This is a genomic window from Actinomycetospora chlora (assembly GCF_039542135.1).
Lineage (GTDB): Bacteria > Actinomycetota > Actinomycetes > Mycobacteriales > Pseudonocardiaceae > Actinomycetospora > Actinomycetospora chlora.
In genome coordinates this window covers 41,814-67,832 of the sequence record NZ_BAABHO010000015.1, presented here as the reverse complement: position 1 = coordinate 67,832, position 26,019 = coordinate 41,814, and the positions used below count along the sequence as shown (strand labels likewise).

The 26,019-nt window shown below is 75.1% G+C and carries 26 protein-coding genes; 13 read left to right on the top strand and 13 right to left on the bottom strand.

Annotation, left to right across the window (positions count from 1 at the left end; all coding sequences use genetic code 11):
* The first annotated feature begins 11 nt into the window (after positions 1–11).
* On the top strand, positions 12–548 hold the full coding sequence (locus ABD994_RS11610) for a DUF305 domain-containing protein (protein ID WP_345414319.1): 537 nt from the start codon (positions 12–14) through the stop codon (positions 546–548).
* Entirely contained in the window at positions 545–1,078 is a 534-nt protein-coding gene (locus ABD994_RS11605) for an HAD family hydrolase (protein ID WP_345414315.1), read from the top strand. Before ABD994_RS11610 ends, ABD994_RS11605 begins: the two co-directional genes overlap by 4 nt.
* Before the next feature lie 18 nt (positions 1,079–1,096).
* Here the strand turns inward: ABD994_RS11605 and ABD994_RS11600 are convergent, their stop codons facing one another.
* From ABD994_RS11600 to ABD994_RS11585, 4 genes are read right to left on the bottom strand one after another with little or no spacing between them, the layout of a single operon-like run.
* A complete protein-coding gene (locus tag ABD994_RS11600) occupies positions 1,097–1,741 on the bottom strand; it encodes an isochorismatase family protein (protein WP_345414313.1) in 645 nt (214 codons plus the stop codon).
* Complete coding sequence (locus ABD994_RS11595; protein ID WP_345414311.1) at positions 1,738–3,609, bottom strand: hydantoinase B/oxoprolinase family protein; 1,872 nt, start codon at positions 3,607–3,609, stop codon at positions 1,738–1,740. The genes ABD994_RS11600 and ABD994_RS11595 overlap by 4 nt, the downstream gene beginning before the upstream one ends.
* Positions 3,610–3,611: 2 nt before the next feature.
* The gene (locus ABD994_RS11590) at positions 3,612–5,714 is read right to left on the bottom strand and encodes a hydantoinase/oxoprolinase family protein (RefSeq protein ID WP_345414309.1); all 2,103 of its coding nucleotides are present in this window, start codon (positions 5,712–5,714) and stop codon (positions 3,612–3,614) included.
* On the bottom strand, positions 5,711–6,367 hold the full coding sequence (locus tag ABD994_RS11585) for a GntR family transcriptional regulator (protein ID WP_345414307.1): 657 nt from the start codon (positions 6,365–6,367) through the stop codon (positions 5,711–5,713). The genes ABD994_RS11590 and ABD994_RS11585 overlap by 4 nt, the downstream gene beginning before the upstream one ends.
* A gap of 124 nt (positions 6,368–6,491) precedes the next feature.
* Here ABD994_RS11585 and ABD994_RS11580 point away from each other — a divergent pair, with 124 nt between their 5' ends.
* The 3 genes from ABD994_RS11580 (at position 6,492) to ABD994_RS11570 (ending at position 8,574) form a co-directional block, all read left to right on the top strand.
* Positions 6,492–7,385 carry an isocitrate lyase/PEP mutase family protein gene (locus ABD994_RS11580; protein ID WP_345414305.1) on the top strand — a complete coding sequence of 298 codons (894 nt, stop codon included), beginning with the start codon at positions 6,492–6,494 and terminating at the stop codon, positions 7,383–7,385.
* Between the two features lie 188 nt (positions 7,386–7,573).
* Positions 7,574–7,957 (top strand): hypothetical protein, encoded by a 384-nt coding sequence (locus ABD994_RS11575; RefSeq protein WP_345414303.1) that lies wholly within the window; start codon positions 7,574–7,576, stop codon positions 7,955–7,957.
* A 32-nt stretch (positions 7,958–7,989) separates the two neighbouring features.
* Entirely contained in the window at positions 7,990–8,574 is a 585-nt protein-coding gene (locus ABD994_RS11570) for a TetR/AcrR family transcriptional regulator (RefSeq protein ID WP_345414301.1), read from the top strand.
* Here ABD994_RS11570 and ABD994_RS11565 read toward each other — a convergent pair.
* Together ABD994_RS11565 and ABD994_RS11560 are read right to left on the bottom strand one after the other, a co-directional pair.
* The gene (locus tag ABD994_RS11565; RefSeq protein WP_345414299.1) at positions 8,510–8,992 is read right to left on the bottom strand and encodes a protein-tyrosine phosphatase family protein; all 483 of its coding nucleotides are present in this window, start codon (positions 8,990–8,992) and stop codon (positions 8,510–8,512) included. The genes ABD994_RS11570 and ABD994_RS11565 overlap by 65 nt on opposite strands.
* Positions 8,989–9,909 carry a LysR family transcriptional regulator gene (locus ABD994_RS11560; RefSeq protein WP_345414297.1) on the bottom strand — a complete coding sequence of 307 codons (921 nt, stop codon included), beginning with the start codon at positions 9,907–9,909 and terminating at the stop codon, positions 8,989–8,991. The genes ABD994_RS11565 and ABD994_RS11560 overlap by 4 nt, the downstream gene beginning before the upstream one ends.
* Positions 9,910–9,966: 57 nt before the next feature.
* Here ABD994_RS11560 and ABD994_RS11555 point away from each other — a divergent pair, with 57 nt between their 5' ends.
* The 5 genes from ABD994_RS11555 to ABD994_RS11535 all read left to right on the top strand — a co-directional run bounded on the left by ABD994_RS11555 (position 9,967) and on the right by ABD994_RS11535 (position 14,563).
* Positions 9,967–10,359 (top strand): Rieske (2Fe-2S) protein, encoded by a 393-nt coding sequence (locus tag ABD994_RS11555; protein WP_345414295.1) that lies wholly within the window; start codon positions 9,967–9,969, stop codon positions 10,357–10,359.
* The gene (locus tag ABD994_RS11550) at positions 10,346–10,630 is read left to right on the top strand and encodes a hypothetical protein (protein ID WP_345414293.1); all 285 of its coding nucleotides are present in this window, start codon (positions 10,346–10,348) and stop codon (positions 10,628–10,630) included. The genes ABD994_RS11555 and ABD994_RS11550 overlap by 14 nt, the downstream gene beginning before the upstream one ends.
* Positions 10,627–11,835: an amidohydrolase family protein gene (locus ABD994_RS11545; RefSeq protein WP_345414291.1), complete on the top strand. Its 1,209-nt coding sequence runs from the start codon at positions 10,627–10,629 to the stop codon at positions 11,833–11,835. The genes ABD994_RS11550 and ABD994_RS11545 overlap by 4 nt, the downstream gene beginning before the upstream one ends.
* Before the next feature lie 129 nt (positions 11,836–11,964).
* Entirely contained in the window at positions 11,965–12,819 is an 855-nt protein-coding gene (locus tag ABD994_RS11540; protein ID WP_345414406.1) for a siderophore-interacting protein, read from the top strand.
* A gap of 76 nt (positions 12,820–12,895) precedes the next feature.
* On the top strand, positions 12,896–14,563 hold the full coding sequence (locus ABD994_RS11535; RefSeq protein WP_345414289.1) for a serine/threonine-protein kinase: 1,668 nt from the start codon (positions 12,896–12,898) through the stop codon (positions 14,561–14,563).
* Here the strand turns inward: ABD994_RS11535 and ABD994_RS11530 are convergent.
* Together ABD994_RS11530 and ABD994_RS11525 are read right to left on the bottom strand one after the other, a co-directional pair.
* Positions 14,560–16,479, bottom strand: a complete 1,920-nt coding sequence (locus tag ABD994_RS11530) for an aldolase/citrate lyase family protein (RefSeq protein WP_345414287.1) — start codon at positions 16,477–16,479, stop codon at positions 14,560–14,562. The two genes, ABD994_RS11535 and ABD994_RS11530, sit on opposite strands and share 4 nt — an antisense overlap.
* A gap of 19 nt (positions 16,480–16,498) precedes the next feature.
* On the bottom strand, positions 16,499–17,623 hold the full coding sequence (locus ABD994_RS11525; protein WP_345414285.1) for a response regulator transcription factor: 1,125 nt from the start codon (positions 17,621–17,623) through the stop codon (positions 16,499–16,501).
* Between the two features lie 113 nt (positions 17,624–17,736).
* On the opposite strand from ABD994_RS11525, the gene ABD994_RS11520 reads away from it, so the two are divergent.
* From ABD994_RS11520 to ABD994_RS11510, 3 genes are read left to right on the top strand one after another with little or no spacing between them, the layout of a single operon-like run.
* Entirely contained in the window at positions 17,737–18,147 is a 411-nt protein-coding gene (locus ABD994_RS11520) for a RidA family protein (RefSeq protein WP_345414283.1), read from the top strand.
* Between the two features lie 34 nt (positions 18,148–18,181).
* Positions 18,182–19,522: an FAD-binding oxidoreductase gene (locus ABD994_RS11515; RefSeq protein ID WP_345414281.1), complete on the top strand. Its 1,341-nt coding sequence runs from the start codon at positions 18,182–18,184 to the stop codon at positions 19,520–19,522.
* Between the two features lie 47 nt (positions 19,523–19,569).
* Complete coding sequence (locus tag ABD994_RS11510; RefSeq protein ID WP_345414279.1) at positions 19,570–19,938, top strand: VOC family protein; 369 nt, start codon at positions 19,570–19,572, stop codon at positions 19,936–19,938.
* A 39-nt stretch (positions 19,939–19,977) separates the two neighbouring features.
* On the opposite strand, the gene ABD994_RS11505 is transcribed toward ABD994_RS11510, so the two are convergent.
* The 5 genes from ABD994_RS11505 to ABD994_RS11485 form a co-directional block, all read right to left on the bottom strand.
* Entirely contained in the window at positions 19,978–21,594 is a 1,617-nt protein-coding gene (locus ABD994_RS11505) for an IucA/IucC family protein (RefSeq protein WP_345414277.1), read from the bottom strand.
* The gene (locus tag ABD994_RS11500; RefSeq protein WP_345414275.1) at positions 21,591–23,192 is read right to left on the bottom strand and encodes an IucA/IucC family protein; all 1,602 of its coding nucleotides are present in this window, start codon (positions 23,190–23,192) and stop codon (positions 21,591–21,593) included. The genes ABD994_RS11505 and ABD994_RS11500 overlap by 4 nt, the downstream gene beginning before the upstream one ends.
* On the bottom strand, positions 23,189–24,190 hold the full coding sequence (gene sbnA / locus ABD994_RS11495; protein WP_345414273.1) for a 2,3-diaminopropionate biosynthesis protein SbnA: 1,002 nt from the start codon (positions 24,188–24,190) through the stop codon (positions 23,189–23,191). The genes ABD994_RS11500 and sbnA overlap by 4 nt, the downstream gene beginning before the upstream one ends.
* Before the next feature lie 132 nt (positions 24,191–24,322).
* Positions 24,323–24,751: a PPOX class F420-dependent oxidoreductase gene (locus ABD994_RS11490; protein ID WP_345414268.1), complete on the bottom strand. Its 429-nt coding sequence runs from the start codon at positions 24,749–24,751 to the stop codon at positions 24,323–24,325.
* A gap of 26 nt (positions 24,752–24,777) precedes the next feature.
* Positions 24,778–26,010, bottom strand: coding sequence for an MFS transporter (locus ABD994_RS11485; protein WP_345414266.1), 1,233 nt, complete (start codon positions 26,008–26,010; stop codon positions 24,778–24,780).
* Positions 26,011–26,019 lie beyond the last annotated feature (9 nt).

Genomic DNA, 26,019 nt, shown 5'->3' with positions numbered 1-26,019 from the left:
GATCGGGGGCGATGCTCCGGGTCCTCGCCGCCGTCCTGCTGGTCGTGCTCGCCGCCGCGGGGTGCGCCGACGCCCCCGTGACCCCGCCGGTGCCGGATCCGACCTCGGCGGACGCCGGGTTCGTCGGGGGCATGGTCCCGCACCACGAGCAGGCGCTGGAGCTCACGGCGATGGTCGGCGGGCGGGGCGCGTCGCCGGGGCTCGAGGCGATCGCGCTGCGCATCGACCGCGACCAGGTCGAGGAGATCGGCCAGCTGCAGGGCCTCGCGCTGGCGCGCGGCCTGCCGGCCGTCCACGCGCACACCATGAGCGGGATGGCCGCTCCGGAGACGGTCGCGCGGCTGCGGGAGCTGCGGGGTCCGGACTTCGAGCGCCTCTGGCTGGACACGATGATCACCCACCACGAGGGCGCGCTGGCGATGGCGCGCGACTACCTCGCGACGGGTCGGGACGACACCCTGCGCCGCTACGCCGAGGTCCTCCTCGCCGCGCAGTCCGGCGAGATCACCACGATGCGGCGGCTCGGGACTAGCATCGCGGGGCCATGACCCCTCCCGCGCGGCCCGCGGTGCCGATGCTGTTCGTCGAGGTCGAGGGCGTGCTGCGCAAGACGCCCGACGACCTCGGCCGCCCGTACCGGGGACCGTTCGACATCGACGTCTTCGTCGACGCCGTCGAGCGCCTGCGGCTGTGGAAGGGCGCCGGCGGGCGGATCATCGGCTTCAGCCAGCAGTCCGGCGTCGCGCTGGGTGAGACCGACGAGCAGACGGCGATGCGCACGCTGTGGACCGTGCGCGAGCGCGTCGCCAACCTGCTCGACCACGTCGTGCTCTGCCCGCACCACCCCGACGCGCCGATGCCCGACCACGCGCGTTGCTGGTGCCGCCTGCCCAAGCCCGGGATGCTCATCGCCGCCCAGCACGAGGTCGCCCTGCGCCAGCAGGAGCACTACCCGCTGTGGATGGCGCTGCTCGTGGCCCGCTCGCCGGAGGCCCTGCAGGCGGCCCGGGACCTCGACCTCGACCACGTCGAGGGCGACGTCTGGCGCCGCGACGGCGGTCTGACCGCAGCCGAGTGACCGCGGCGGGTCGTGCCCTCAGGACGGCCGCGGCGCCCCGCCGCAGTCGCCGTCCGGGCCGCCGAGCCGGGCGCGCGCCTCGGCGAGGTCGACGACGTCGGCGTACTTGGCGTCGAGGTCGACGAGGTTGTTCTCGTGCAGCGCGGCGCTGCGGTCCGCGCAGGCCTCGCGGACGACCAGCGGGCGGAAGCCGTGCTGCAGGGCGTCGGTGGCCGAGGCCCGCACGCAGCCCGACGTGGACACCCCGCAGACGACGACGGTGTCGACGCCCCGGGCGAGCAGCGTCGAGGCCAGCGAGGTCGCGAAGAATGCCGAGGCGTACTGCTTGACCACCACCGTCTCCTCCGGCGCGGGGGCGAGCGGGGCGACGACGTCGCCCCACCCGCCCGGCGCGCCCTCGGCGAAGTGGCGCAGCGCCGGCACCTTGTGCACGAACCACCCGGCGTCGCCGGCGTCTGGGCCGTAGCGCACGACGGTCCACACGACCGGGTGCCCGCCGGCCCGCGCCGCGTCGACCAGCGACGCGCACGCGTCGACCGCCGTGCGGGACGGCAGCTGCAGCGGCCCGCCGTCGTCGAAGTACGCCCGCACCATGTCGACGACCACCACCGCCGGCCGCGACCCGCAGCCGACCCGCCCCGAGAACGCGTCCCCGTGCGTCACGTCCACACCGGGCGCTTCGGGGCGGGCAGGCCCGTCTCCTCCTCGCAGCGCGCCAGCAGCTCCTCCACCGGCGGACCCATGTCGAACACCGGCAGCGGCCCGGTGCGCCCCGCCCGGAGCTCGCCGCGCAGCGCCTCGGTCGCCGCCGCGTCCACCGCGCCGGCGTCGTCGGCCACCACGCCGTAGCGGCGCGCGCCGTCGGCGGTGACCAGACCGCGACGGATCTCCAGCCCGACGAGGTCGGGGTCGCGCTCGAGCGGGTCGCCCCAGCCGCCGCCGCCCCACGTCACGAAGTGCAGGACGTCGCCCGGACGGACCGGCACGTCGTGGCACTTCGAGGGCAGCACCTCGCGGGTGCCGTCGGCCCGTTCGATCCACTTGCGCCCCCGCGCGCCCGGCTCGCCGCCGTTGACGCCCCACGGGTAGGTGAGCCAGCGGTCGTCGTGGATGGCGATGGTGCCGGGCTCGTCGAAGCGGTAGGCGACGTCGACGCCGTTGCCGCCGCGGTGCACCCCGGCGCCGCCGGTGTCGGCGACGGTCTCGCAGCGCTCGATGCGCAGCGGGTAGTACGACTCCAGGTACTCGCAGGGGATGTTGACGAACGACGGCCACAGCGAGTGCCCGTCGGGCCCGTCGCCGAGCGGGCGGCCGGGGATGCCGCCGAAGCCGATCGAGTAGAGCTGGAACCACTCGCCGGCGCGCTCCCCGCCGCTGTAGTACCCGGAGTACATGAAGTGCGGCGACGACGAGAAGCCCGCCGCGTTGAGCAGCGCCGGGTTGGTCTGGCCGAGCAGCCCGCCGAACAGGTCGAACACCCGCCCGATGCCGTGGTTGCGGGCGTTGAGCGCGGCGGGCGGGCGCGGCTTCCAGTACGAGCCCTCGGGGATCGTCACGTCGATCAAGGGGTAGAAGCCGTCGTTCCACAGGATCTGCGGGTCGGCCACCGTGATCATGTAGATGCCGAAGAACATCCGCGCGAGGTTCTCGTTGAGGTAGTAGTTCACCGGTCCCTCGGCCTGGGGCGAGGACCCGGTGAAGTCGAGGTGCACCTTCTCCCCGTGCCGCGTCAGCGCGATGCGCAGCTCGTAGGGCCCGTTGCCGACGCCGTCGTCGCAGATGTGGTCGGTGAAGCTGATCGTCTCGCCGTCGGTGAAGACGGCCGCGAGCAGGGCCTTCATCGCGTCGTGGTTGCGGTCGAGCAGCGACTGCAGGGCCGCCAGGTAGGTCGCCGTGCCGAACCGCCGGCACATCTCCACCACCCGCCGGCTCGCCGTGCGGCACGCGGCGACGAGGCCGTTGAGGTCGGCGCGGTTCCAGTCCGGCATCCGCACCTGGTTGAGGATGATCCGCAGCGCGTCCTCGTTGACCTGGCCGGCCGAGTACAGCTTGAAGGGCGGGACGACCACGCCCTCCTCGTAGATCGTGCGGGCGTCGGTGGGCATCGAGCACGGCGTCTTGCCGCCGACGTCGGACATGTGCCCGAACATCGACGCCCAGCCCACCAGCCGGCCCTCGGTGAAGATCGGCGTGACGACCAGCCAGTCGTTGGCGTGGCTGATCGCCGCCCCGCACGCGTACGGGTCGGAGGTCATGAGGACGTCGCCCTCGACGATGTCGCCGTCGAACCCGTCGAGGAAGTCGGGGATCGACAGGCCGAACTGGCCGACGACCATCCGCCCCTGCGGGTCCGCGATGAGGGGGAACTCGTCGTGCTGCTCGCGGATGCCCGGCGACAGGGCGCTGCGGAAGAGCACCTCGTCCATCTCGTAGCGGGCGTTGCGCAGCCCGTTCTCGACGAGGTCGAGCGTCACGGGGTCGACGTCGACGGACGCGAGCGGCTCGGTGGCGGTCTCGACGATGCGCGCCATGGTCAGGCCTCCCGGGTGTCGGGCTCGAGGAGCAGGCTGCCGCTCGGGTGGACGGTGGCGTGGTGCGCGGGCAGCACGAGGGTCGTCGAGTCCATCTCGACGACCACGGCCGGACCGGCGACGACGTCGCCCGCCCGCAGCGCCCCGCGGTCGTAGACGTGCGCGTCGACCCAGCCGCCGTCGACGTACACCGGGTGGGTGTCCACCCGCGCCCGCGACGGGTCGCCGTCACCGGCGTCGACGTGGGTGCCGGTCACCTCCGGGCGGGGTCCGGTGACGGTGGCCCGGGCGTTGACCAGCTCGTGGTCGACGGTGAGCAGGAACGAGAACAGCCGCTCGTGCTCGGTGTCGAAGGCCTCGCCGAGCTTCTGCAGCGCGCCCACGTTCCGGGTCGAGCTCCGCTCCGCTGCGTCTCCCTCGTCACCCAGCCAGCTCGGGTCCACGTCCACCGCGATCTCGAAGCCCTGGCCGAAGTAGCGGACGTCGACCTGGTAGGTCGTGCGCCGGTCGGCGGCGGCGACGCCCTGCTCCTCGAGGCGCCGGCCGGCCTCCTCGGCGAGGTCGGCGAGGATCGTCGCGAGCTCGCCGGCGTCCATGTCGGCGAACCGCCGCAGGCACGTGCGGGCCGCCTCGCTGCGCAGCGACGTCGTCGCGTCCCCGAGCGCGCAGAGCACGCCGGGGGAGGGCGGGACGACCACGGGCCAGGCCCCGGTCAGTCGGCCCAGCGCGTTGGCGTGCAGCGGCCCGGCGCCGCCGAAGGCGACGAGCGCGAAGTCGCGGGGGTCGAAGCCCTGCTGCACGGTGGCCAGGCGCAGGCCGCCGAGCATGTTCTCGTTGACGATGTCGACGATGCCCGCGGCGGCGGTCTCGACGTCGTCGAGCCCCATGCCCTCGGCGATCCGCGCGACGGCGGCCCGCGAGGCCTCGCGGTCCAGGGTGACCTCGCCGCCGGCGAGGCTCGAGGGCAGGTAGCCGAGCACGACGTTCGCGTCGGTGACGGTGGGCTCGGTGCCCCCGCGGCCGTAGCAGGCCGGCCCGGGGTCGGCGCCCGCCGACTGCGGCCCGACCCGCAGCGCCTTCGTCAGCTCGGGCACGTGGGCCACCGAGCCGCCGCCGGCGCCGACGGTGCTGACGTCGATCGAGGAGGCGCGGACGGTGAGGTCGCCGACCTGGGTCTCGCGTCCGATCCGCGGCGACAGGCCCTGCACGAGCGCGACGTCGGTGGAGGTGCCGCCCATGTCGAAGGTGATGAGGTCGGACAGGCCGCACTGCTCGGCCACCCACACCGCGCCGGTCACGCCGCCGGCCGGGCCGGACAGCAGCATCGTCACCGGGTTCGCCGCGGCCGCCGCGGAGCCGGCGAGCCCGCCGTCGCTGCGCAGGATCGCGAGGTCGCCGGCCACGCCGGCCTCGCCGAGCTGCTCGGACAGGCGGGTGACGTAGCGGGCGACCTGCGGCTGCACGTAGCCGTTGGCCACCGTCGTCACCGCGCGCTCGTACTCGCGCAGCTCGGGCAGCACGTCGCTGGACAGCGACACCGGGACCCCGGGCAGCTCCTCGCCGGCGATCTCGCGGATGCGGCGCTCGTGCGCGGGGTCGGCGAACGAGTTGATCAGCGAGACGCACAGCGCCTCGATGCCGTGCCCGGCGAGCTCGCGCAGACGCGCCCGCACGCCGTCCTCGTCGAGGGGCCGCACGAGGCTGCCGTCGCTGGCGATGCGCTCGTCGGCCTCGACGGTGTTCTCCAGCGCGGCCAGGGGCTCGGGCTTCGGCCAGATGATCCACCCGGCCAGCCCGCCGGGGACGTAGGAGCGCGCGATCTGCAGCACCTGCCGGAAGCCCGTCGTGGTGACGAGCCCGACCCGCGCGCCCTTGCCCTCGAGGATGGCGTTGGTGGCCACCGTCGTGCCGTGCAGGACCTGGCCGACGTCGCGCAGGGCGATGCCGGCCTCGTCGCAGACCTTCCGGATGCCGGTCAGCACCCCGACCGACTGGTCGGCCGGCACCGACGGCGTCTTCGCGCGCCAGGTGCGGCCGTCGTCCTCGTCGACCAGCAGCACGTCGGTGAACGTGCCGCCCACGTCCACGCCCAACCGATAGGTCACCGGGCCTCCTCGAGGGGTCGGGGCCCGAGCAGTGCCGCCCGGGCGTTGCCGATGTGCGAGCGCATGACGGACGCCGCCCAGTCCGGGTCGCGGGCCCGCAGCGCCGCGACCACCTCGTGGTGGTGGGCCAGGCTGCGGGCCAGGGAGTCCGCGTCGTAGGCGTGGAAGTTGCGCAGGACCACGGGCGTGTGGACGACGCCCGCCAGGGCGGTCGCGAGCGCCGCCTGGTCGGAGACGGTGACGAGCCGGGCGTGGAAGTCGCGGTTCTGCTCGACGAGCTCGTCGAGGTCCTGCGCGGGGCCCGGGCGTCCGGCCCGGTCCATGGCGTGGGCGAGCCGGTCGAGCTCGGCGAGGTCGTCGGGTCCCGCGCGGGTCGCGGCCCGCGCGGTCGCCCGCGGCTCCAGGGCGAGGCGGACCTCGAAGACGGCGTCGAGATCCGCCGCGGTCCACGTCGCGACCCGGGCGCCGCGGTGGGGGCTCAGGTCGACCAGGCCCTCGACGGCCAGCCGCGACAGGGCCTCGCGCACCGGGGTGCGGCTGACGCCGAGCCGCTCCGCGAGCTCGACCTCGCCCAGGCGCGTGCCGCCGGCGAACTCCCCGCCCAGGATGGCCTCGCGCAGGCCGACGACGGCGCGCTCGGTCGCTCGCGTCATGTCGGCTCTCCCCGGCTGGTTCCACGGATTGCATGCAAACTACGAGGCCCGTCAAGGGTTGGCGGCGCAGATGCCCCGTGGTGTATGCAATGGCGGTCGCCGTCGACGATCGAGAGGGGCGGACGTGGCCGATCTGCTGGTCCGGGACAACCCGCGGCGCGACGAGCTGCGGGCCGCGCTGGCCCAGCGGCGGGCGGTCGCCGCGCCCGGGGCCTACGACGCGCTGACCGCGCGGCTGGTGGAGGACGCGGGCTTCGAGGTCGTCTACATGACCGGCTTCGGCACCACGGCCTCGCTGCTCGGGCGCCCGGACGTGGGGTTGCTCGGCCAGGCCGAGATGGTCGACAACGCCCGGCGGATCGTCCAGGCCGTCGACCGGCCGGTGATCGCCGACGCCGACACCGGCTACGGCAACCCGATCAACGTCATCCGCACGGTGCGCGAGTACGAGCAGGCCGGGGTGGCCGCGATCCACCTGGAGGACCAGGTCAGCCCGAAGAAGTGCGGGCACCTCGCGGGCAAGGTGGTCGTGCCCGCCGAGGACATGGAGGCCAAGGTCCGCGCCGCGGTGGCCGCGCGCACCGATCCCGACTTCGTGATCATCGCCCGCACCGACGCGCGGGCCGTCGAGGGGATCGACGCGGCGATCGAGCGGGCGCGCCGGTACGCCGACGCGGGCGCGGATGTGCTCTTCGTCGAGGCCCCGACCAGCGACGAGGAGGTCGAGCAGGTCGCGACCGAGCTCGCCGACCACACGCTGGTGTTTAACTGGGCCGAGGGCGGCCGGACCCCGCCGGTCGGCGTCGAGCGCCTGCGCGAGCTCGGGTACGCGCTCGTGCTCTTCCCCATCGGCGCGCTGTTGGCCGCCACCGCGGGGGTGCGCGAGCACCTCGAGCACCTGAAGGCCCACGGCACCCCGGAGGGCCGGCTCGACCGCCTGCCGAGCTTCGAGGAGATCACCTCCCTCGTCGGCATCGACGAGGTGCGGGCGCTCGAGGAGCGCTTCCGGCAGGTCTGAGGTCGCCGGGGATCACGGCCGGATCACGATCGTCCGCGCCGCCGCCCGCCGCATCCCGTGGCGGGCGGAAGGACCGGTTTCGTCGGCTCGACGCGGGTGATCGGCCGGTGTATGCCGGGCAGTGACGACCCGTTCACCCACGATCGGGCCGCCTCCGTCGCCGAGCAGGTGCGAGGAGCGTGATCGCCGTGAGCGAGCGTCCGCTGTCCGATCGTCGTCGTCACGAGCACGCGGAGCTGGCGTGGGAGGTCCGCGGGTGGTCCGACCCGCCCGGCAACCGCCCCGACGTCGAGGGCTGGCGCAGTCTGGGCTGGAGCGAGACCCATGACGACGCGGCCGTGCTCGCCCGGGCCGTCACGGCGGCCGGCGCCTACGAGTACGCCGAGATCTGGGGGCCGTGCGAGGAGGTCGTCGCGGGACGCGCCCGTGTCTGCGAGCGCTTCCCCGAGCCCGACGCCGACGAGCGCCAGGCCCTCTGGCTGCGGGCGGCGACGCACCACTACTCCGACGGCATCGACCTGCCGCACCGGACGTTCGCGGACACCGTTCCCAGCGGCCGGGAGCGAACATAGCCGGTGCTACGTTCGCCACCGGGGGTGGCGACGTGACGGTGACCAACCGCGAGGGCTACTTCACCGCGGCGATGGCACTGCTCGCGCGCGACGGGCGGTCGGGGCTGCGGCTGGCGACGCTGTGCCGGGACGTCGGCGTGACCAGCGGATCCTTCTACCACCACTTCGGTGGCTGGGACGCCTTCGTCGACGCGCTGCTCGAGCACTGGGAGACCGTCGACACCCGCCGGCTGGCCGAGCTCGCCGCCCGCGAGCCCGACCCCGAGGGCCGTCTCGACGTGCTCAAGCACCTGGCGCTGACCTTCCCGCACGAGGCCGAGACGGCCATCCGCGCCTGGGCCCACGGCGACCCGCGCGTGGCCGCGGTACAGGAGCGCGTCGACGAGCAGCGCCGGCGGGTGGTCGCCGACGCGCTCGCCGCCGCGGAGGTGGAGCCCGACCGCGCCGGCCGCCTGGCCGACCTGGCCCTCGCGGTGCTGATCGGGTCCCAGCAGCGCCTGGGCCCGACCGACGTCGGCGAGCTCCTCGGCCTGTTCGAGGAGCTCGACGCGCTCAGTCCCCGGAGCGCGCCGACCACCGCGGGTCGTGCAGGAGATCCACGAAGTTCGGGTTGTTGAGCGCGCCCGTGCGGGCGTGACGGACCAGCTCGATCGCCTCGTCGGGGTCGTGGCCGTCGCGGATCAGCGACGCGGCCGACAGCAGGCCGGAGCGGTTGATCCCGGCCGCGCAGTGGATGAGCACGCGCTTGCCGTCGGCGCGCAGGTCCGACACGAGGTCGGCGAGGCTGCGCAGCGTCGTGAACGACGGCGCCGGGCCGTCCTCGATGAGCCAGTGCACGTAGAACTCGACGTCCTCCAGCGGCGGCGCGCTCCCGTGCAGGTCGAACACGGCGTCCCAGTGCTCCCCGGGCTCGGGGCTGCCCGACTGCCACAGGCCGGGGACGATCTCGTGGGGCGGCCAGGGTGGCGGCTCCTCGTCCAGGTCGTCCCGCAGGTGTGCCGCGACGTAGCCGTCCTCCTGCACGTCCTCCGTCACCGGTGGCTCCTCCCGCCCTCGTCGTCTCCCGCGGCCGCCGCCGCGAAGGCCCGCGCGGTGGCGGTGGGCGCCACCTGTCCCGACCATGCCAGCACGATCGGCAGGGGAGCCGGATCGTCGGCGATCGGCACGGCGACCACCTCGTCGCCCGCATGGGTCCGCGTACCCGGTACGGGCTGCGCCAGCACCGAGAATCCGAGCCCGGCCCCGACGAGCGCCCGCGCGGTGTCGGGGTTGGCGGTGCGGTGGCGCACCCGCGGCGACAGCCCGGCGGCCAGGCAGACCCCGAGCGCGTGCTCCGAGCTGGGCGGCAGGTCGAGCAGCACCATCGGCTCCTCGGCCAGCTCCGCGAGGTGCACCGGCGCCCCGTGCGCGAGGCGGTGCCCGCCCGGCAGCACCAGGTAGGGCGTGTTGGACGACAGCCCGGTGAGCTCGAGCGCGGGGTCCAGCCGGTGGTCGTAGAGGACGCCGACGTCGAGCTCACCCTCGAGCAGCCCGCGCTGGAGCCCGTCCTGCGGGCCCTCGACGAACTCGACGCGCGCCCGCGGGTGCCGGACGGCAAAGCGCCCCAGCGTCGCGGGCAGCAGGCCGGGCGCGAGCGTCGTGTAGCAGCCGACGCGCACGGTGCCGGCGACGTCGCCGGCCTCCCCGCCGGCCGCGTCGGCGAGCTCGCCCGCGTCGCGCAGCAGCCGCCGCGCCCGCCGCAGCGTGTCCTGGCCGGCCGGGGTCAGACGGATGCCGTGGGCGCGGCGCCGGACCGTCAGCTGGACGTCGAGGGCCCGCTCGAGCTCGTCGAGCGCCAGCGAGAGCGCCGAGGCCGAGACGTGCAGCGTCGCCGACGCGCCCGCCAGCGTCCCGGCCTCGGCGACCGCGACGAAGTACGCGAGCTGCCGCAGCGAATACCCAGGAGAACTCACGAATCAGCCTCGATATCTGAACTTTACAAGGGATGTGGTGCGGCGCACGGTGGTCGCATGACGAGCACGGTCGCGCGCAGCTACGACGTCGGGGCCAGCCACGAGGTCGCCGAGCGCGGCCGCCTGGTCGTGACCCTGGGGGAGGGGGCGGCCGCGGTGACGGTCGGCGTCTTCCGCTTCGGCGGGCGGCTCTACGCCTACGAGAACGTGTGTGCCCACCAGGGCGGTCCGGCCTGCCAGGGCCGCATCGTCTCCCGCGTCCGCGAGCGCCTCGACGACCAGCAGCGCAGCCTGGGCACCGTGTTCGACGAGTCGGTCATGCACATCGTCTGCCCTTGGCACGGCTTCGAGTACGACGTCACCACCGGGCGCCACCCGGGCCGGCCCGACTACGCGCTGCGCGCCGTCACCGTCGACGAGCAGGGCGGGCGGATCCGTGTCTCGGTCTGAGCGCATCGCCGCCCTCGTCGGCGATCTGACGACGGAGGTCGACGCGGGCCTCGGCGACGGGGCGATCGCGTCGCTCGACCCGGACGTCGCCCGGCGCCTGCTCGCCGTCGCGGGGCGGCTCTACGCCGTCGCCGCCGAGGAGGGCGCCCACCCGCTGGCGGGCACCGACGTCACGCCGACGGAGTCGGTCGTCGTCGCCACCGCCGCGCTGCGCGCCCACGACCTCAACCCGTTCGATCTCGCCCTGTGGTTCTCGAGGAGCAGTTCATGACGATCGACGACGGTGTGCGCCGCCTGCCCACGCAGGAGATCACCACCCACACCGACAGCCGCGAGATCCTGGCCAACGCGGCCCGCGACACCGAGCGCTACGGCCTCGACGAGTACTTCATCGTCGACGTCGACTCCCACCACGTCGAGCTCGACTCGTGGCCGGAGATCCTCGAGTTCCTGGACTCGCCGGTGCTCAAGGACACCGCGCACCAGATGATGCGCAACTGGCCGCAGGCCTCGCACCTGGCGCTGCACAACCACCCGCCCGGCCTGACGATGCAGGACGTCTCGGGCCGCATCCCGCACCAGGCCTCGCTGGCCGAGGAGACCCCGGGGGCGGCCGACGGCGCCGAGCGCGACGTGACGCTCGTGCGCCGGGCGATGGACGCGATGAGCATCGACGTCCAGATCGTGTTCCCGCAGCCGATGCTCGAGACCGGCCTGCACCCCCAGCCGCAGGTCGCGACCGCGCTGCTGCAGGCCTACAACCGCTGGTTCACCAGCCAGATCCTGCCGCGCGAGCCGCGGGTGAAGACGATGCTCGGGCTGCCGTTCGAGGACCCGGACGCGTGCCTGGCGACGGTCGAGGAGTTCGCCGACCACCCCGGCGTCATCGGCTTCCTCGTCACCAGCCAGCGCCACGCGGGCGTACACCGCAACGCCTACATGCCGCTCTACCGGATGCTCGAGGAGCGTGGCCTGCCGATCGGCTTCCACGCCGGCCCGAACCAGGCCGACTCGATGACGTCGACGATGAACCGGTTCCTCTCGGCGCACGCGATGAGCTTCGTGACCTGCAACATGACCCACATGACCAACTGGGTCATCAACGGGATCCCGGAGCGGTTCCCCGGGCTGAAGACCATCTGGATCGAGAGCGGCCTGGCGTGGGTGCCGTTCATGATGCAGCGGCTCGACCACGAGTACTACATGCGCCAGTCCGACGCCCCGCTGCTCACCAAGCCGCCGTCGGCGTACATGCGGGAGATGTACTACACCTCGCAGCCGATGGAGTGGACCGACGACGCGCTGCTCGAGGCGACGCTGCGCGCGATCGACGCCCCGAACTCGCTGATGTACAGCTCGGACTGGCCGCACTGGGACTTCGACGTCCCGGGCCGCATCGCGTCCCTGCCGTTCCTCGACGACCACGCCAAGCGCAACATCCTCGGCGAGACGGCCCGCAAGGTCTTCGGCCTCTGAGGTCCCGGCCCGCCGGTCGCACGCCGCGCCGCGTCCGGCGCCACGGTCGTCGGCGGGGGTGGATCGTTCGCTGTTGGTGAGGCTAGCCTTCCTCGCATTCGGGTGAAGGAGGACTGCCGGGTGGCGAGGATGGCGGTGCTGCCGCCGCTGGTGGTGGTGGCGACGCGGCGCGTCACGCCGCGGATGCAGCGCGTGGTGCTGGGCGGGGACTGCCTGCGTGCGCTCGAGCCGGTCGCCCCGGCCGCGCACGTGCGGCTGCTGTTCGCCGAGCCCGGTGCTCCCGTCGTCCTCCCGACGCCCGGGCCCGCCGGCCTGACCTGGCCCGACGGCGTCACCCGGCCCTACGCCCGCAGCATGACCGTCCGCGCACTCGACCGCGTCCGGGGCGAGATGACGATCGACATCGCCCTGCACGGCGACTCCGCCGCCGGCCGCTGGGCCACCGCCACGAGTCCCGGTGACCCGGCGGGCGTCGTCGGGCCCGGGGGTGGTTGGACCCCGCCGGCCGACGCCGACGCCGTCCTGCTCGCCGGCGACGAGACCGCCCTGCCCGCCATCGCCGCCCTGCACGAGGCCCTGCCGCGGCACACCGCCGTCACGACCGTCGTCGAGGTCGCCGGCGCCGGCGACGAGCAGGACCTCGCCCGCCCCGTCCACTGGGTCCACCGCACGGCGGACGGCGCGCTCGTCGACGCCGTCCGCGCCCTGTCCCTGCCGGACGTCGTCGCGGCGTGGGTGGCGGGCGAGGGTCACGCGGTCAAGGCGCTGCGCGAGCACCTGCGTCTCGACCGGAGCCTGTCGCGCAGCCACTGCCACGCCATCCGCTACTGGACCCGGGGCCGCTCGCACGAGGACTCCGACGCCACCTTCGGCGCCGCCCGCGCCGAGGCCGCGCGCCGCGGGATCACGCTCGTCACCACCCAGGACGTCCACGAGATGAGCTACGAGCTCATGACCGGCGGTTTCTCGATCCCGACCCGCTGAGCGGCCCTCGCACATGGGAGCGGCCCGTCTCGGGCAGACTCCCCGCACCGACCGGGGGACGAGACGGGGTGCGCGGGTGGTCGACGAGGGCGAGCTGATCGCCGATCGCTACCGCGTCCGCGCGCGCGTCGGCCAGGGCGCGATGGGCGTGGTCTGGCGGGCGGAGGACGAGCGGCTGCAGCGCGAGGTCGCGCTCAAGCAGGTCGCCCTGCCCGCGGGCGCCGACGAGGCGGCCCGCGAGCAGGCGCACCGCCGCGTCTTCCGCGAGGGCCGGATGATCGCGCGGTTGCACCACCCGCACGCCATCACCGTGTACGACGTGGTCGAGCACGCCGGGCAGCCGTGGCTCGTCATGGAGTACCTGCCGTCGAGCAGCCTCGCCGAGACCATCGTCGGCGGCGGGCCGCTGGAGCCCCACCGCGTCGGGCAGCTCGGGCGGCAGGTCGCCGACGCCCTCGCCGCGGCGCACGCGGCCGGCATCGTGCACCGCGACGTCAAGCCGGGCAACGTGCTGCTCGGCGACGCCGGCGTCGACAAGGTCACCGACTTCGGCATCGCCCGCGCGGTGGACGACGTCACGATCACCTCGACCGGGATGATGGCCGGCACCCCGGCCTACCTCGCGCCGGAGGTCGCCCGCGGCGAGGCCGCCGACTTCCGGTCGGACGTCTACTCGCTCGGCTCGACGCTCTACGCGGCGCTCGAGGGCCGGCCGCCCTTCGGCACCGGAGAGAACCCCCTCGCCGTCCTGCACCGCGTCGCGTCGGGGGAGTACGCGCCGCTCGCCCACCGCGGCGCGGTCACCTCGCTCGTCGAGCGGCTGCTGCGCCCCGACCCGGCGGCGCGCCCGGACATGGCGCAGGTACGCGACGAGCTCTCCCGGCTCGTGGCCGCCGAGGCCGGCACCGAGGAGGGGCCGGTGACGCCGTTCTTCGTACGCCCGGACCCCGCCACCGAGGAGGTGTCCACCCCGCCGACCGGGACACCCGGCGGGCCGCCGCCCCCCGCCCGCGCGACCCCCGTGGCGTCGTCCGCACCGGCGATGGTGCCCGTCGCGACCGCACCGCGCCCCGGGTCGTCGCCGGCCGCGCCGCCGGCGGCACCGGCACCCGGGCCGGCGAGCGGGCCGCCGGGCCCACCGCCCACCGCGCCCGAGACCCGCCCGTCCACCACCGGACCGTTGGCCGCGCCCGGTGAGGACGACCCCGGCACGACCGGGCGCGGGCGTCGCTGGCCCTGGGTCGTGGCCGTCGCCGCGGTCGTCGTGGTGGTCGCGGCGTTCGCGCTCGCGGCCGTGCTGAGCTCGGCGGGGGGCGGGCCCACCGCGTCGGTCCCCGGGGGTACGGCGGCCCCCGCGACCTCCGGGGAGAGCACGCCCGAGCCGGACGCGGGGACCAGCGGGGACTCCGGTGCGTCGCCCCTGGCCGGCGACGCGGACGACCAGGCCCGCCAGCAGGCGATCATCGACTACTACGGCCTGATCCCCGTCCGGCTCGACGAGGGCTGGCAGCGCCTGACGCCGTCGTTCCAGCAGCAGACCGCGGGCGGCTTCGACAGCTACCGCTCCTTCTGGGGGCAGATGCAGCAGGTCACCGTGCGGGGCGTCTCGCCCGCGGGCGGCGACGAGGTCGACGCGACGGTGACGTACCGGTACCAGAACGGTCGCGAGGTCGACGAGCGCACGGTGTTCCGCCTGGTGCAGCAGGACGGCATCTGGAAGATCGACGGCCAGCGCCAGTCCTAGGCGGGCGCCGGGCCGAGGAACACCCGCTCGGGGTGCGGGTGGCGCAGGAAGTCGTGGTGCGAGATGTCCCAGCCGTAGGCGCCGGCGGCCTCGAACACGACGACGTCGCCGGCGCGCAGGCGGTCGACGCGGGCGCGGGCCAGGGTGTCCTTCGGGGTGCAGAGCTCGCCGCACACCGTCACGTCGGCGTCGACGACCTCCGGCCGCGGCCGCTCCGGCGGCCACGTCTCGACGGGCACGACGTGGAACGGGTGACTGTGCTGCCACGACGCGGGCAGGCGGAAGTGGTGCGTGCCGCCGCGCAGCAGGGCGTAGGCGTGACCGTGGGTGTGCTTCACGTCGAGCACCTCGGCGGCGTAGACGCCGCAGCCGGCGACGAGGAAGCGCCCGCACTCGAAGTCGATCTCGCGCCAGTGCGGGGGGAAGGTCGCGAGGAGGTCCTCGAGGCCGCGGCAGAACGCGGGCCAGTCGAACGGCCGGTCCAGGGCGGCGTAGTCGACGCCGATGCCGCCGCCGACGTTCAGCACGCTCGTGGTGAGACCGAAGTGCTCCTCCCACCCCGCGACGACGTCGCGGTAGTGGCGCAGCATCGCGAGGTGGCGCTCGGGGGAGAGGTTGTTCGACAGCGAGTGCAGGTGGAAGCCCGCCAGGCGCAGGCCGGGCAGGGTGGTGGCGGCCGCCACGGCGGCCGGGAGGTCGGACTCGTCGAGGCCGAACTGCGTCGGCCGTCCGGCCATGGCCAGCGTGGCCTCGGGGAAGGGGCCGGCGAGGTTGACGCGCAGCAGGACGTCGGCCGTCGCGCCCCGGGCTGCGGCCGCGTCGCTGAGCCGGTGCAGCCCCAGCAGGCTCTCGACGTGGAAGCGCGCGACGCCGGCGTCGACGCCCGCCGCGAGCTCGGTGTCGGTGGGCACCGGGCCGCCCATGAGCACCGCCGCGTCCGGGGCCGCGTCGCCGACGACCGCGAGCTCGCCGCCGGACGCCACCTCGAACCCCGCGACGATCCCGTCGAGGGCCGCCACCACCCGCTCGTCGGAGTTGGCCTTGACGGCGTAGAACATCCGACACCGGTCCGGGAGCGCGGCGACGACGTCGCGGGCGTGGCGCCGCAGCGCGTCGAGGTCGTAGGAGAACAGGCACACGGGTTCCGGCCCGGCGACGGCCTGGCTGATCACGTGCCCATGTGAGTAGTTGGGGCCCTTATCGGGGCCGTAACTGCTCACGTGGGTGCGGAAGGCGTGGACGGCGAGGGAGCGCTCCTCGCCCAGGACGAGGTCGGTGACGCCGCGGGCGCGCCAGCGGTGGACGTCGGCGGGGACGCGGGGGATGGCGCAGAACCGGACGCCGTGACGGACGCAGGCCGCGTGGACCTGGTCCACCGCGCGGCGGACGAGCGGGTGACGCGTCCGCCACGGCACCCCGAGCGACTGGGACAGGTCGGCGGCGCCCTCGAGCACCAGGTCCAGCCCGGGCGTCGCGACGATCTCGTCGATCACCTCGAGCGCCTCGGCGTCCTCGATCATGGCGACGACCGTGACCCGCGCGTTGGCCGTCGCGACGTGCGTGGCGAGGTCGGTGCGCCCGTACCCGACCATGCGTCCCGAGTTGAGCGACCGCATCCCCTCCGGGGCGTAGCGCGCGGCGCGGACCACGGCCTCGACGTCGGCGCGGCAGCGGACGTGCGGGACGACGACGCCGGTGGCCCCGGCGTCGAGGACCCGCAGCACGAACCCCGGGTCGTGCTCGGGCACCCGCACCCACGGCGCGATGCCGGCCACCTCGGCGGCGCGGATCATCTCCTGCAGCGTGTCCGGCGAGACCAGGGCGTGCTCGGCGTCGAGGATCGCGACGTCGTACCCGGCGGCCCCGACCATCTCGACCAGCGCGGGCGACGGCGTCGCCACGAAGAGCCCCTCCACGCCGCCGAGTCTGCCCGTCCTAGCTCGCGAACCAGCCGGACGGGGCCAGGGCGCCGCCCTCGACGAGGTGGGGCACGTAGTGGTCGTTGTAGACGCGGGCGATGAGCTCGCGGCGGCTGCGCACGCCGACCTTGGTGAAGACCTTCTTGAGGTGGTCCTGCACCGTGTAGGCCGAGAGGTGCAGGCGCGCCGCGACGTCGGCGGTGTCGACGCCGGCCAGCACCATCGCCACGACGTCGCGCTCGCGGTCGGTGAGGCCGTACGAGGCCACGACCAGCGGGATCACCTCGGGCGGCCGGGCGTCCTCGAGGGTGACGACGACGTCGGCGACCGTCCCGCCGCGCCCCACCATCGGGGACGCGTGAGCGACCACCCACCGCCCGGACCGTGACCGCAGGCGGGCGCGCGGCACCGGGGCGGTCGGGTCGGCGGCACGCCGCCGCGCCGCACCGATGATCGTGTAGATGACCTGGGGGAGTGGCGCGGACCCGAGCGGGCCGCCGCGGAGGTCGTCGATGCGCTCCTGCGCGCCGACGTTGGCCGACACCACCTCGTCGTCGGCCCCGACCACGAGCACGGCCGGCCCGCCGTCGCCGGCCACCGCGAGCTCGGCCGCGCCGACGACGAGGCCGGTGCGCAGGCCGCGCGCGAGACCCGCGGCCACCGAGCTGACGAACTCCTGCTCGGCCGGGGTGAACGTGCGCCCGCCCTGGTGGAACAGCGCCAGGCCGCCCCAGGTGGCGCCGTCGGCGGCGAGGCCGGCGCGCAGCTCGTCGGAGTAGTCCCAGACCGGGGAGAACATCTCGGCGAAGCGGCGCGAGCGGGCCGGGTCGCCGCCGGTCTCCGCGCCGAGCGCGGCGACCGCGCCCGGGCGGCGGGAGACCGCGCGGAAGTCGTAGACGTCCTCGACCTCGTACTCGTAGTACGACCAGTCGAGGTCGTGCTCGTCATCGACGTCGCCCCACTTGACCGTCGCGGTGACGAGCTCGGTCGCCGGGTCGACGGTGCACAGGCAGGCCGCCGAGAACGGCAGCGCCGTGCGGAGGGTTTCGACGGCGGCGGCGCCGAACGTCGGCCAGTCGAGGCCCGCGGCCGCGAGCCCGTCGATCTGCGTGCGCACCCGCTCGGCACTCACCGTGGTCACGTCACGCAATGTAGCAAGCGCTGCGGCGAACGAGGGATCCCAGATTTCTGGGGTGGGAAGACACCAGGACGCTGGGATGGGCAGGACACCCCCGGCGGCCCAGGCTTCAGGGCATGACGACGCAGCTCAGCAGCCCCTACCGGATCAACCCGACCAGCTGGAACGCGGGCTTCCGCTACGACCAGGCCCAGCTCCGCCCGGCACCCACGCAGCTACTCACCGTGGCCGGTCAGGGCTCCATCGACGCGGAGGGGCAGCTCCTGCACGTCGGCGACATGACCGCCCAGATGGCGCTCGCGATGGCGAACACCGAGGACCTGCTCGCCCGCGGCGGCATGGACCTGCGGGACGTGACCCGCCTCGTCGTCTACGTGACCGACATGGACGCGGCGCTGGCCGCCTACGGCGCGATCACCGAGCGGCTCGACGCCGCCGGCGCCACCCCGCCCGCCACCCTCGTGGCGGTCGCCCGCCTCGCCGTCCCCGGCATGGCCGTCGAGATCGACGCCACCGCCGGCCGCTGAACCCCCGACCCCCACTCACCGAGGAGAGACGACCATGAGCACCCCGACCCTGGCCCCCGCCGCCCTCACCCCCGTCGACCCGGCCTACGCCGCGGCCGTCGCTCCCTTCGTCACGACCCTGCAGCCACGTCCCGACCTGGTCGTGGAGGCCCGTGGTCCCGGCGACGTCGTCGCCGCCGTCCGGTGGGCCGGCGCCGAGGGGCGGGCCGTGACCGTCCAGGCCACGGGCCACCAGCTGCTCACCGACCTCGGCGGCTCGGTCCTGGTCTCGACCCGCCACCTCGACTCCGTCCGCGTCGACCCGGCCACCCGCACCGCGGTCGTCGGCGGCGGCGCGCGCTGGCAGCAGGTCATCGCGGCCGCGACGCCCCACGGGCTGGCGCCGATCTGCGGCTCGTCGTCGCACGTCGGGGTCGTGGGCTTCTGCCTCGGCGGCGGGCACGGTCCGCTGTCCCGGGCGTTCGGCACGGGCGCCGACCAGGTGCGCCGCGTCCGCATCGTCACCGCCGACGGCGTCGAGCGCGACGTCGACGACGTCCGCGAGCCGGAGCTGTTCGCCGCCCTGCTCGGCGGCAAGACGGGCTTCGGGATCGTCACCGAGATCGAGATCGCGCTGCACCCCGTCACCCGCCTCCACGGCGGCGGCATCTTCTTCCCCGGCGAGGCGTCGCCGCAGCTGCTGGCCGCGTGGCGGGAGTGGGTCGGCACCTTCTCCGACGAGACGTCGAGCTCGATCGCGCTGCTACGCCTGCCGCCGGACCCGGCGCTCCCGCCGCCGCTGCGGGGCGCGTTCGTCACGCACCTGCGCTTCGCCCACCTGGGCACGGCCGATGAGGGCGCGGCGATCCTGGCCCCGATGCGGGCGGTGGCGACGCCGATCGTGGACATGGTCGACGAGATGCCCTTCGCGGCGATCGACGCGATCCACTCGGACCCGACCGAGCCGATGCCGATCTGGGACGACTCGGCGACGCTGTCGGTGCTGCCGGCCGAGGCGGTGGACGCGCTGCTCGCCGTGGCCGGGCCGGGCGTCGAGACCCCGTTGATCATGGCGGAGCTGCGGCACCTGGGCGGCGCGATCGCGCGGCGTCCGCAGCGCGGGCACGACGCCGTCGCCGGCCGCGACGCGGCATTCCACCTGTACGCGCTGGCGCCGATGTTCCCGCCGGTGGCGGCCGTGGCGCCCGCCGCGGCGAGGTCCGTGGTCGACGCGCTGCGGCCGTGGGCGAGCGGCGGGCTGCCGAACTTCCAGGGTCCGGCGGCCGGCGGGCGCCTCGGGCCGCTGTGGGACGACCCGACCACGGCCTTCCTGACGCGGGTCCGCGAGGCCTACGACCCGGACGGGATGTTCCGGACGGTGGGGTTGAGGGGCTGACGCCCTCGTGAGTGGAATGGGTCGTCATGGCGACCCATTCCACTCACGTGCGCAGCCTCGACCACCTCGTGCTGACCGTGGCCGACCTCCGGGCCACGGTCGACTTCTACACGCGCCTCCTGGGCATGGAGGAACGGACGTTCTCCGGACGCACGGCGCTGCACTTCGGCGACGAGAAGATCAACCTCCACGAGGCGGGCCACGAGTTCGAGCCGAAGGCCGCGCGCCCGACGCCGGGCAGTGGCGACCTGTGCTTCGTCGTCGGCGGGCCGATCCAGGACGTGGCGGCGGCGCTCACCGACGCGGGCGTGACGATCGAGGAGGGCCCGGTCGACCGCACCGGCGCCCTCGGCCCGATGCGCAGCGTCTACCTCCGCGACCCCGACCAGAACCTGGTGGAGCTGGCGGTCTACTGATCCCTACGTGCGTGATCTTTCGAGCTATAGCTCAGAAGATCACGCACGTAGGGGGTTCGGGAGCCGGTGGGTGCGGAGCTCGGTGTCGGGCCAGAGACGGCGGGTGGTGAGCTTCTCGACCGACAGCGTCGGGGCGAACACGTCGAACGTCCCCAGCCGCGCCGCGAACGCCGGCACCCGCTGCGCGTGGGCCCGGACGACGCGGGCCACCACCGCCCAGAACTCCTCCTCGGCGAACCCGTAGTCGGTCGCCAGGAGCCACGCGACCTCGGCGAGGTTGACGAAGAACAGGCAGTCCAGCAGGAAACCGGTGACCTGGTCGGGGTCGTCGGTCTCGAGGAACGAGTTGGCGTTGGGGTGGTCCGCCGGCGGCCCCTCGAGCGCCGGCCCCGGCGCCGCCAGCAACGGCCGCGAGAACCGCACCCCGTCGTGGAAGTCCTTCAGCGCCACGCGGGTGGGCAACCCCCCGGCGTGCACGAGCAGCATGTTCTGGGCGTGCGCCTCCAGCGCCACGCCGTGCACCACCAGCAGCTGCACCAGCGGCAGCACCGCCGCCGTCACCAGCCGCTCGACCCACCCCCGGGCCCCCTGCGCCCGCACCCACGGGTCGATCAGCGGCACGCCCTCGACCGACCGCGACGCCAGCCCCGGGAACGGCACGGCCCGCTCGCCGGGGTGCAGGTGCCGGTGCAGGCTCTCCCGCCAGATCGCGCCGAGCCCCGGCTCGACGGTCACGCCGAGGACCTCGCGCAGGACGATCACCCGGGCCTTGTCCGCCAGCACGGGGTCGGCGGCGACGATCCCGGCCAGCCAGTCCGAGATCGGGGCGGCGTTGCGGACGGTGTGCGGGGCCAGGCCCCGCGACGTCGAGGTGTTGGTGATCGCCAGCGGCAGCTTGAGCGACGGCTCCCGCGCTGCGTCCACGTTCGCGAGGGTCCGGATCGACGCCTGGGGACGGTGGTCCGGCCCGACGCCCGCCACCCGCAGCGCACCGGACGCGACCAGGTCCCCGTGGACGAGCGCGACGTGGTGCTCCCACTGCCACGGGTGCACGGGGATCCCGACCCGCCCCGCCGGCGCCGTCCACACCGACGCCGGGTCCAGCCCCGCCGCCGCCGACACCGCCACCAGCGCCGGGTCGGCGTCGAGCAGCACCGGGCGCACGGTCGGCGCGAACTCGGGGGTGTACGCGAGGAGGTCGCCCACCCCGAACCCGGTCCGCGACTTGTAGGCCGGGTGGTAGCGGTGCCCGTCGGCCGTCAGGGCCTCCAGCGCGTCGTGCCCCGCGTCCGGGTCGAGCGGGCCGGACGGGCGGGCGTGCACGGCCAGCGCGTCGCCCAGGACGGTCGCCGCGAGCTCGCGGCCGAGCCGCGCCCGGCACGCGGGATCGGCGTGGACGGGGGCCTCGGCCAGGAACTCCCCGGGGGTGACGGCGCCGCCGTCGGAGCGCGTCACGGGGGCCGCCAGCCGCACCCGCCCGCACGACGGCGTCCGCACGAACCGCAGCGCGAACGGCCCGCACGACGTCCCGGGCCCGCCGTCCCCGACGACGTCGACCGCGTCCTCCAGCACCAGCGACTCGACGAGCTGCGCCAGCACCCGCGCCCGCACGGGGTCCGCCGCCGCCAGCGCCTCGGCCACCTCGCCGGAGTTCACGGCACCGCCCGCAACGGGTTCGGCACCCGCGCGACGCCCGCGGGCATGCTCGTCCCCCGCGACGGCCCGCGCTCCAGCAGCGGGCGCAGGACCGTGCGGTAGGGCCAGGTCCCGGACTCGAGCAGTACCGCGTGCAGCGTGCTGCGCACGAGCGGGCTGCGGGTCGCGCCGACCGCCCGCTCCACGGCGTGGCGGATCACCGACCACCACCGTCGTTCCGGCGTCCCCGTGTGCCGGACGAGCGCGTCGACCACCCCGCCCAGCCCCACCTCGACCGCCAGCGTCGCGAAGAAGTCGATCAGCGTCGCCGGGGTGTCGAGGCGCAGCGACTGCGTGCCGCCGGGCGTGAGCCGGTAGGCCGGGTCGGGCACCGAGAGCCAGCGCGGGTGGACGCGCACGGCGTCGTGGTCCCGCAGGACCAGCCGGACCACGCGGCCGTCCGAGATGTCCAGGACCACGTTCTGCCCGTGCATCTCCGGCAGCACCCCGTGGCGCAGGAACCCGATCCCGACGGCGACGACGGCGTCGACGACCTCGGCGAACACCGCCGCCGGGTCGCCCAGCGCGGCCAGCGGCCCCTCCCACGCCGGGGCGGCCAGCGCCGCGAGCGGGAGCCGGTGCGTGCCCGCGGGCGGGGGAAGCCGCCGGAGCATCGCCGCCAGGTGGCCGGGACGGTCGGCGAACTCGTCAGCGCCGTCGGGCCGCGCGAAGCCCGCCCACGTCCCCTCGTCCGCGACGGCGACGTGGGCCGCCAGGTCGGGGTCGGCGTCCAGCACCCGGCGCAGGACCTGCTCGCCGCGCTGCGCGTGGTCCAGCGAGCGAGCCCCGAGCAGCCGGGCCGAGCCGAGCGTCGTCACCCCCAGCGGCAGCTTGAGGTGCCGGTCGCCGCCGAGGTCGAGCGTGCGCAGCGACGCCGTCGCCCGGCCCTCGCCGAGCCCCCGCGCCAGCGGGACCACGACCCCCTCGGCCATCTCGCGGGCGAACACGACCGGCAGCACGTGCTCGCGGTCGAACGGGTGCACCGGCAGCACCGCGTGGCCCTCCGGCACGCCGGGGACCTCGACGGGCGGCGCCCACCCGGACGTCCCGACGCGCAGGTGGTCCCGGCGCACCGCGACCCAGTCCAGCGGCACCGTGCGGCCCGGCCCCCAGCGCGCCAGGTCGTCGACCGTCCACCCGGCGACGGCCCTGGCGGTCGGGAGGAACGGGCGGCCCCGGGCGGCGGCGAGCACCTCCCCGTCGCCGTCGGGCGCGAGCACGTGCGCCACGGCCGTCGCGACGTCGCGGGCGACGACGTCGAGGAACGGGGCGTCGGGCGCGAGCAGGCGCAGGACCTCGGCCGGGTCGGTCACTTCGCGCAGCGACTGCCCTGGCTCGCCGACCAGCACCGGGCCGTCGACGTAGCGGGTCGCCGTCAGCACCCCGCCGGGCCGGGCCCGCCAGCCCAGGCAGAGGCCGTCGGGGCGGCGCAGGCGCACCCACGTGCCGGGCCGGCCCTCGGGGCCGGGCCCGGGGGCGACGCCGCCCAGGCCCGCGACGTCCTCGGCGACCGCCGCGTCGAGCAGGTCGCGCAGGACGAGGACCGCCGGCTCGCTCACGACGAGCCGCGCCGCGCCCGTGCCCGGTCGAGCCAGGCGTCGTCCCAGACGCGGTCGAGGTAGCGGTCGCCGCGGTCGGGGAGGATCGCGACGATCCGCGCCGGCGGTGTCACGTCCTCGACGAGGCGGCGCACGGCGGTGACGACGGCGCCGGTCGAGCCGCCCGCGAAGATCGCCTCGGTGGCGAGCAGGTCGCGGCACGCCTCGGCGGCGGTCGCGTCGTCGACGGCGACGACGCGGTCGATCTCGGCGGGGGAGTGGAGCTCGGGCACCCGGCTCGCGCCGAGCCCCGGCAGCTCCCGCGGCCCGCCGGGGCCGCCGAAGATCACCGAGCCGACGGCGTCGGCCGCCACGACCTGGAGGTCGCCGGCGACCTCGCGCAGCCGCCGCGCGCACCCCAGCAGGCTGCCGCACGTCGAGACGGCGCCGACGAGGTGCGTGGGCGGGACGTCCATCGCGTCGGCGATCTCGGCGCCGGTGCCGTGGTAGTGGGCGCGCCAGTTGCCGTCGTTGGCGTACTGGTTGATCCACACGGTGCCGGCCGTGGTCGCGAGCATCTCGTGCACGCGGGCGAGGCGGGTGTGCAGGTAGCCGCCGGCGGCGTCGGGCTCGTCGACGGTCTCCACGTCGGCGCCGAGCCCGCGCATGATCGCGACGTTGGCCGGGCTCGCGTGGGGGTCGACGACGCAGGTGAACGCGAGCCCGTGCAGCCGCGCGGCCATCGCCACGGCGACCCCGAAGTTGCCCGAGCTCGACTCGACCAGCCGGCTGCCCGGCGGGATCGAGCCGTCGGCCAGGCCATGGCCGACGATGTAGCGCGCGGAGCGGTCCTTCATGCTCCCGCCCGGGTTCATCAGCTCGAGCTTGGCGAGCACCCGGATCCCCGGCTGCGGGAACATCCGCCCGAGCTCGACCAGCGGTGTCGCGCCCACCGCGTCCAGCACGGAGTCGAGCACCGGGTCCCCGACGGTCGGCCGGGGCCCTCGGGCGAGCGTCACTCCCACCTCCGTCGACGGGGCGGGTGGGGCTCCTGTGGCCAGCCCCACCTGAAGAAGGCAACCCTAACCACGCCCCAGGCGCGCCGAACGGGCGACCGCCGGGACCCAGGTCAGACCACCCTCAGCCCAGGCTCAGCCCACGTTGTCCGGGTTGTCGGAGGCCTTCACCGAGCCCCACCCGTGCCACCGGTCGACCTCGATCCAGGCGCTGATCCGCCCGCGGTCGCGCACCGGGTAGTCCTTGCCCGTGTAGTGGTTCGACAGCCGGTCGATGTCGGTGAGGTCCGGGTCGTCGACCCACTCCACGACGTGGCCCTGCATGCTGACGTGGGTGTACCAGTCGTCCTCGGAGAGGACGGTGATCGTCGTGCGGGGGTCGGCCTGCAGGTACTCCACCCGCTTGCGGGCGTTGTCCATGTTCACCAGCACGCGCCCGTCCTCCCAGAGGTACCAGGTCGCCACGGAGACGGGCTGACCGTCGGGGCGCAGCGAGGTGATCACGCTCGGGTTGGGCTTGCGCAGCAGGTCCTGGACCTCGTCGGGCAGCGGGGGCTTCGGCATGCCTGCTGTCTACCCGGCTGCCGCGGTCAGGACGCGGAGCGTTCGGTCACGGCCGACCGGCGGGCCCGGACCACCAGCAGGCGGGCCGCCACCGCGACGATCCCCAGCGCGACGACCACCAGCCCGTACGCCTCGGCCACCGGCCGCAGCCCGAACTGCACCGCCGCGACCCCGGCGACGACCGCCGGGAGGCTGAAGGCCAGGTAGGCGATCGTGTAGGCGACAGCCATGAGCTCGCCGCGCGTCTCGGGCGCCGCGATGCGGGCGAGCGTGCCGAAGCAGGCCAACGACGCCGAGCCGAAGCCGAGGCCGGCGACGACCGTCCCGGCGGCGGTGAGCAGCGGCACGGCGACGGTGACCCCGCCCAGGGTGATCAGCGTGCCGAGGGCGAGCAGCGCGCCGGCCGGGGCGAGCAGCGTCTCGGGCGGGCGGCGGAAGAGCGTGACCGCGCTGATCGCTCCGACCCCGCAGAGCAGGGTGACGACGATGCCGCCGACGAGGTGGCTGTGCAGGCCGAGCACCTCGGCGGCGACCGACGGCCCGAGCGAGAGGTAGAGCCCGCCGAGCGCCCAGCTCGCCGCGAGGGTCGGCGCGATGGCGAGGACGTCGGTGCGCAGGCCCGCGGGGATGCGCACGCGGGGACGCAGCGAGGCGAGCGCGCCCGGACGGCGGGAGGCGGTCTCGGGCAGCACCACGAGCACGACGGCGACGACGGCGAACCCCGCCAGCAGCACGCCGTACACCAGCCGCGTCGGCGCGGGGGCGTACTCCACGAGCAGGCCGCACCCGAGCGCGCCGACCGCGAGGCCGATCAGCGGCGTCACGGCGTTGGCGAGCCCGGCCCGTCGCGGGTGGAGGTCGACGAGCGTCGCGGCCATCGCGGTGATCGCCGCGCCGGTCGCCGCGCCCTGCACCGCCCGGGCGACGATCAGCGTCGCCACGTTGCCGGCCACGAGGAACAGCACCACCGCGACCGTCTGCACCGCCAGCGCGACGGCGAGGACGGGCCGCCGGCCCACGTGGTCGGACAGGCCGCCGACCACGAGCAGCGAGGCCAGCAGGAACAGCACGTAGACCGCGAAGATCACCGTCAGCGTCGCCGACGAGAAGCCCCACTGCGCCTGGTAGACGACGTAGAGGGGCGACGGGACGCTCGACGCGGCGAGGAAGAGCACCACCACCCCGGCGACCGCGACGAAGAGCCGCGACCGTCGCGTCGGGTGCAGAGCGTCCGCCGGCGTCGCCTCGAGGGTGCTCACCCCGGAGGC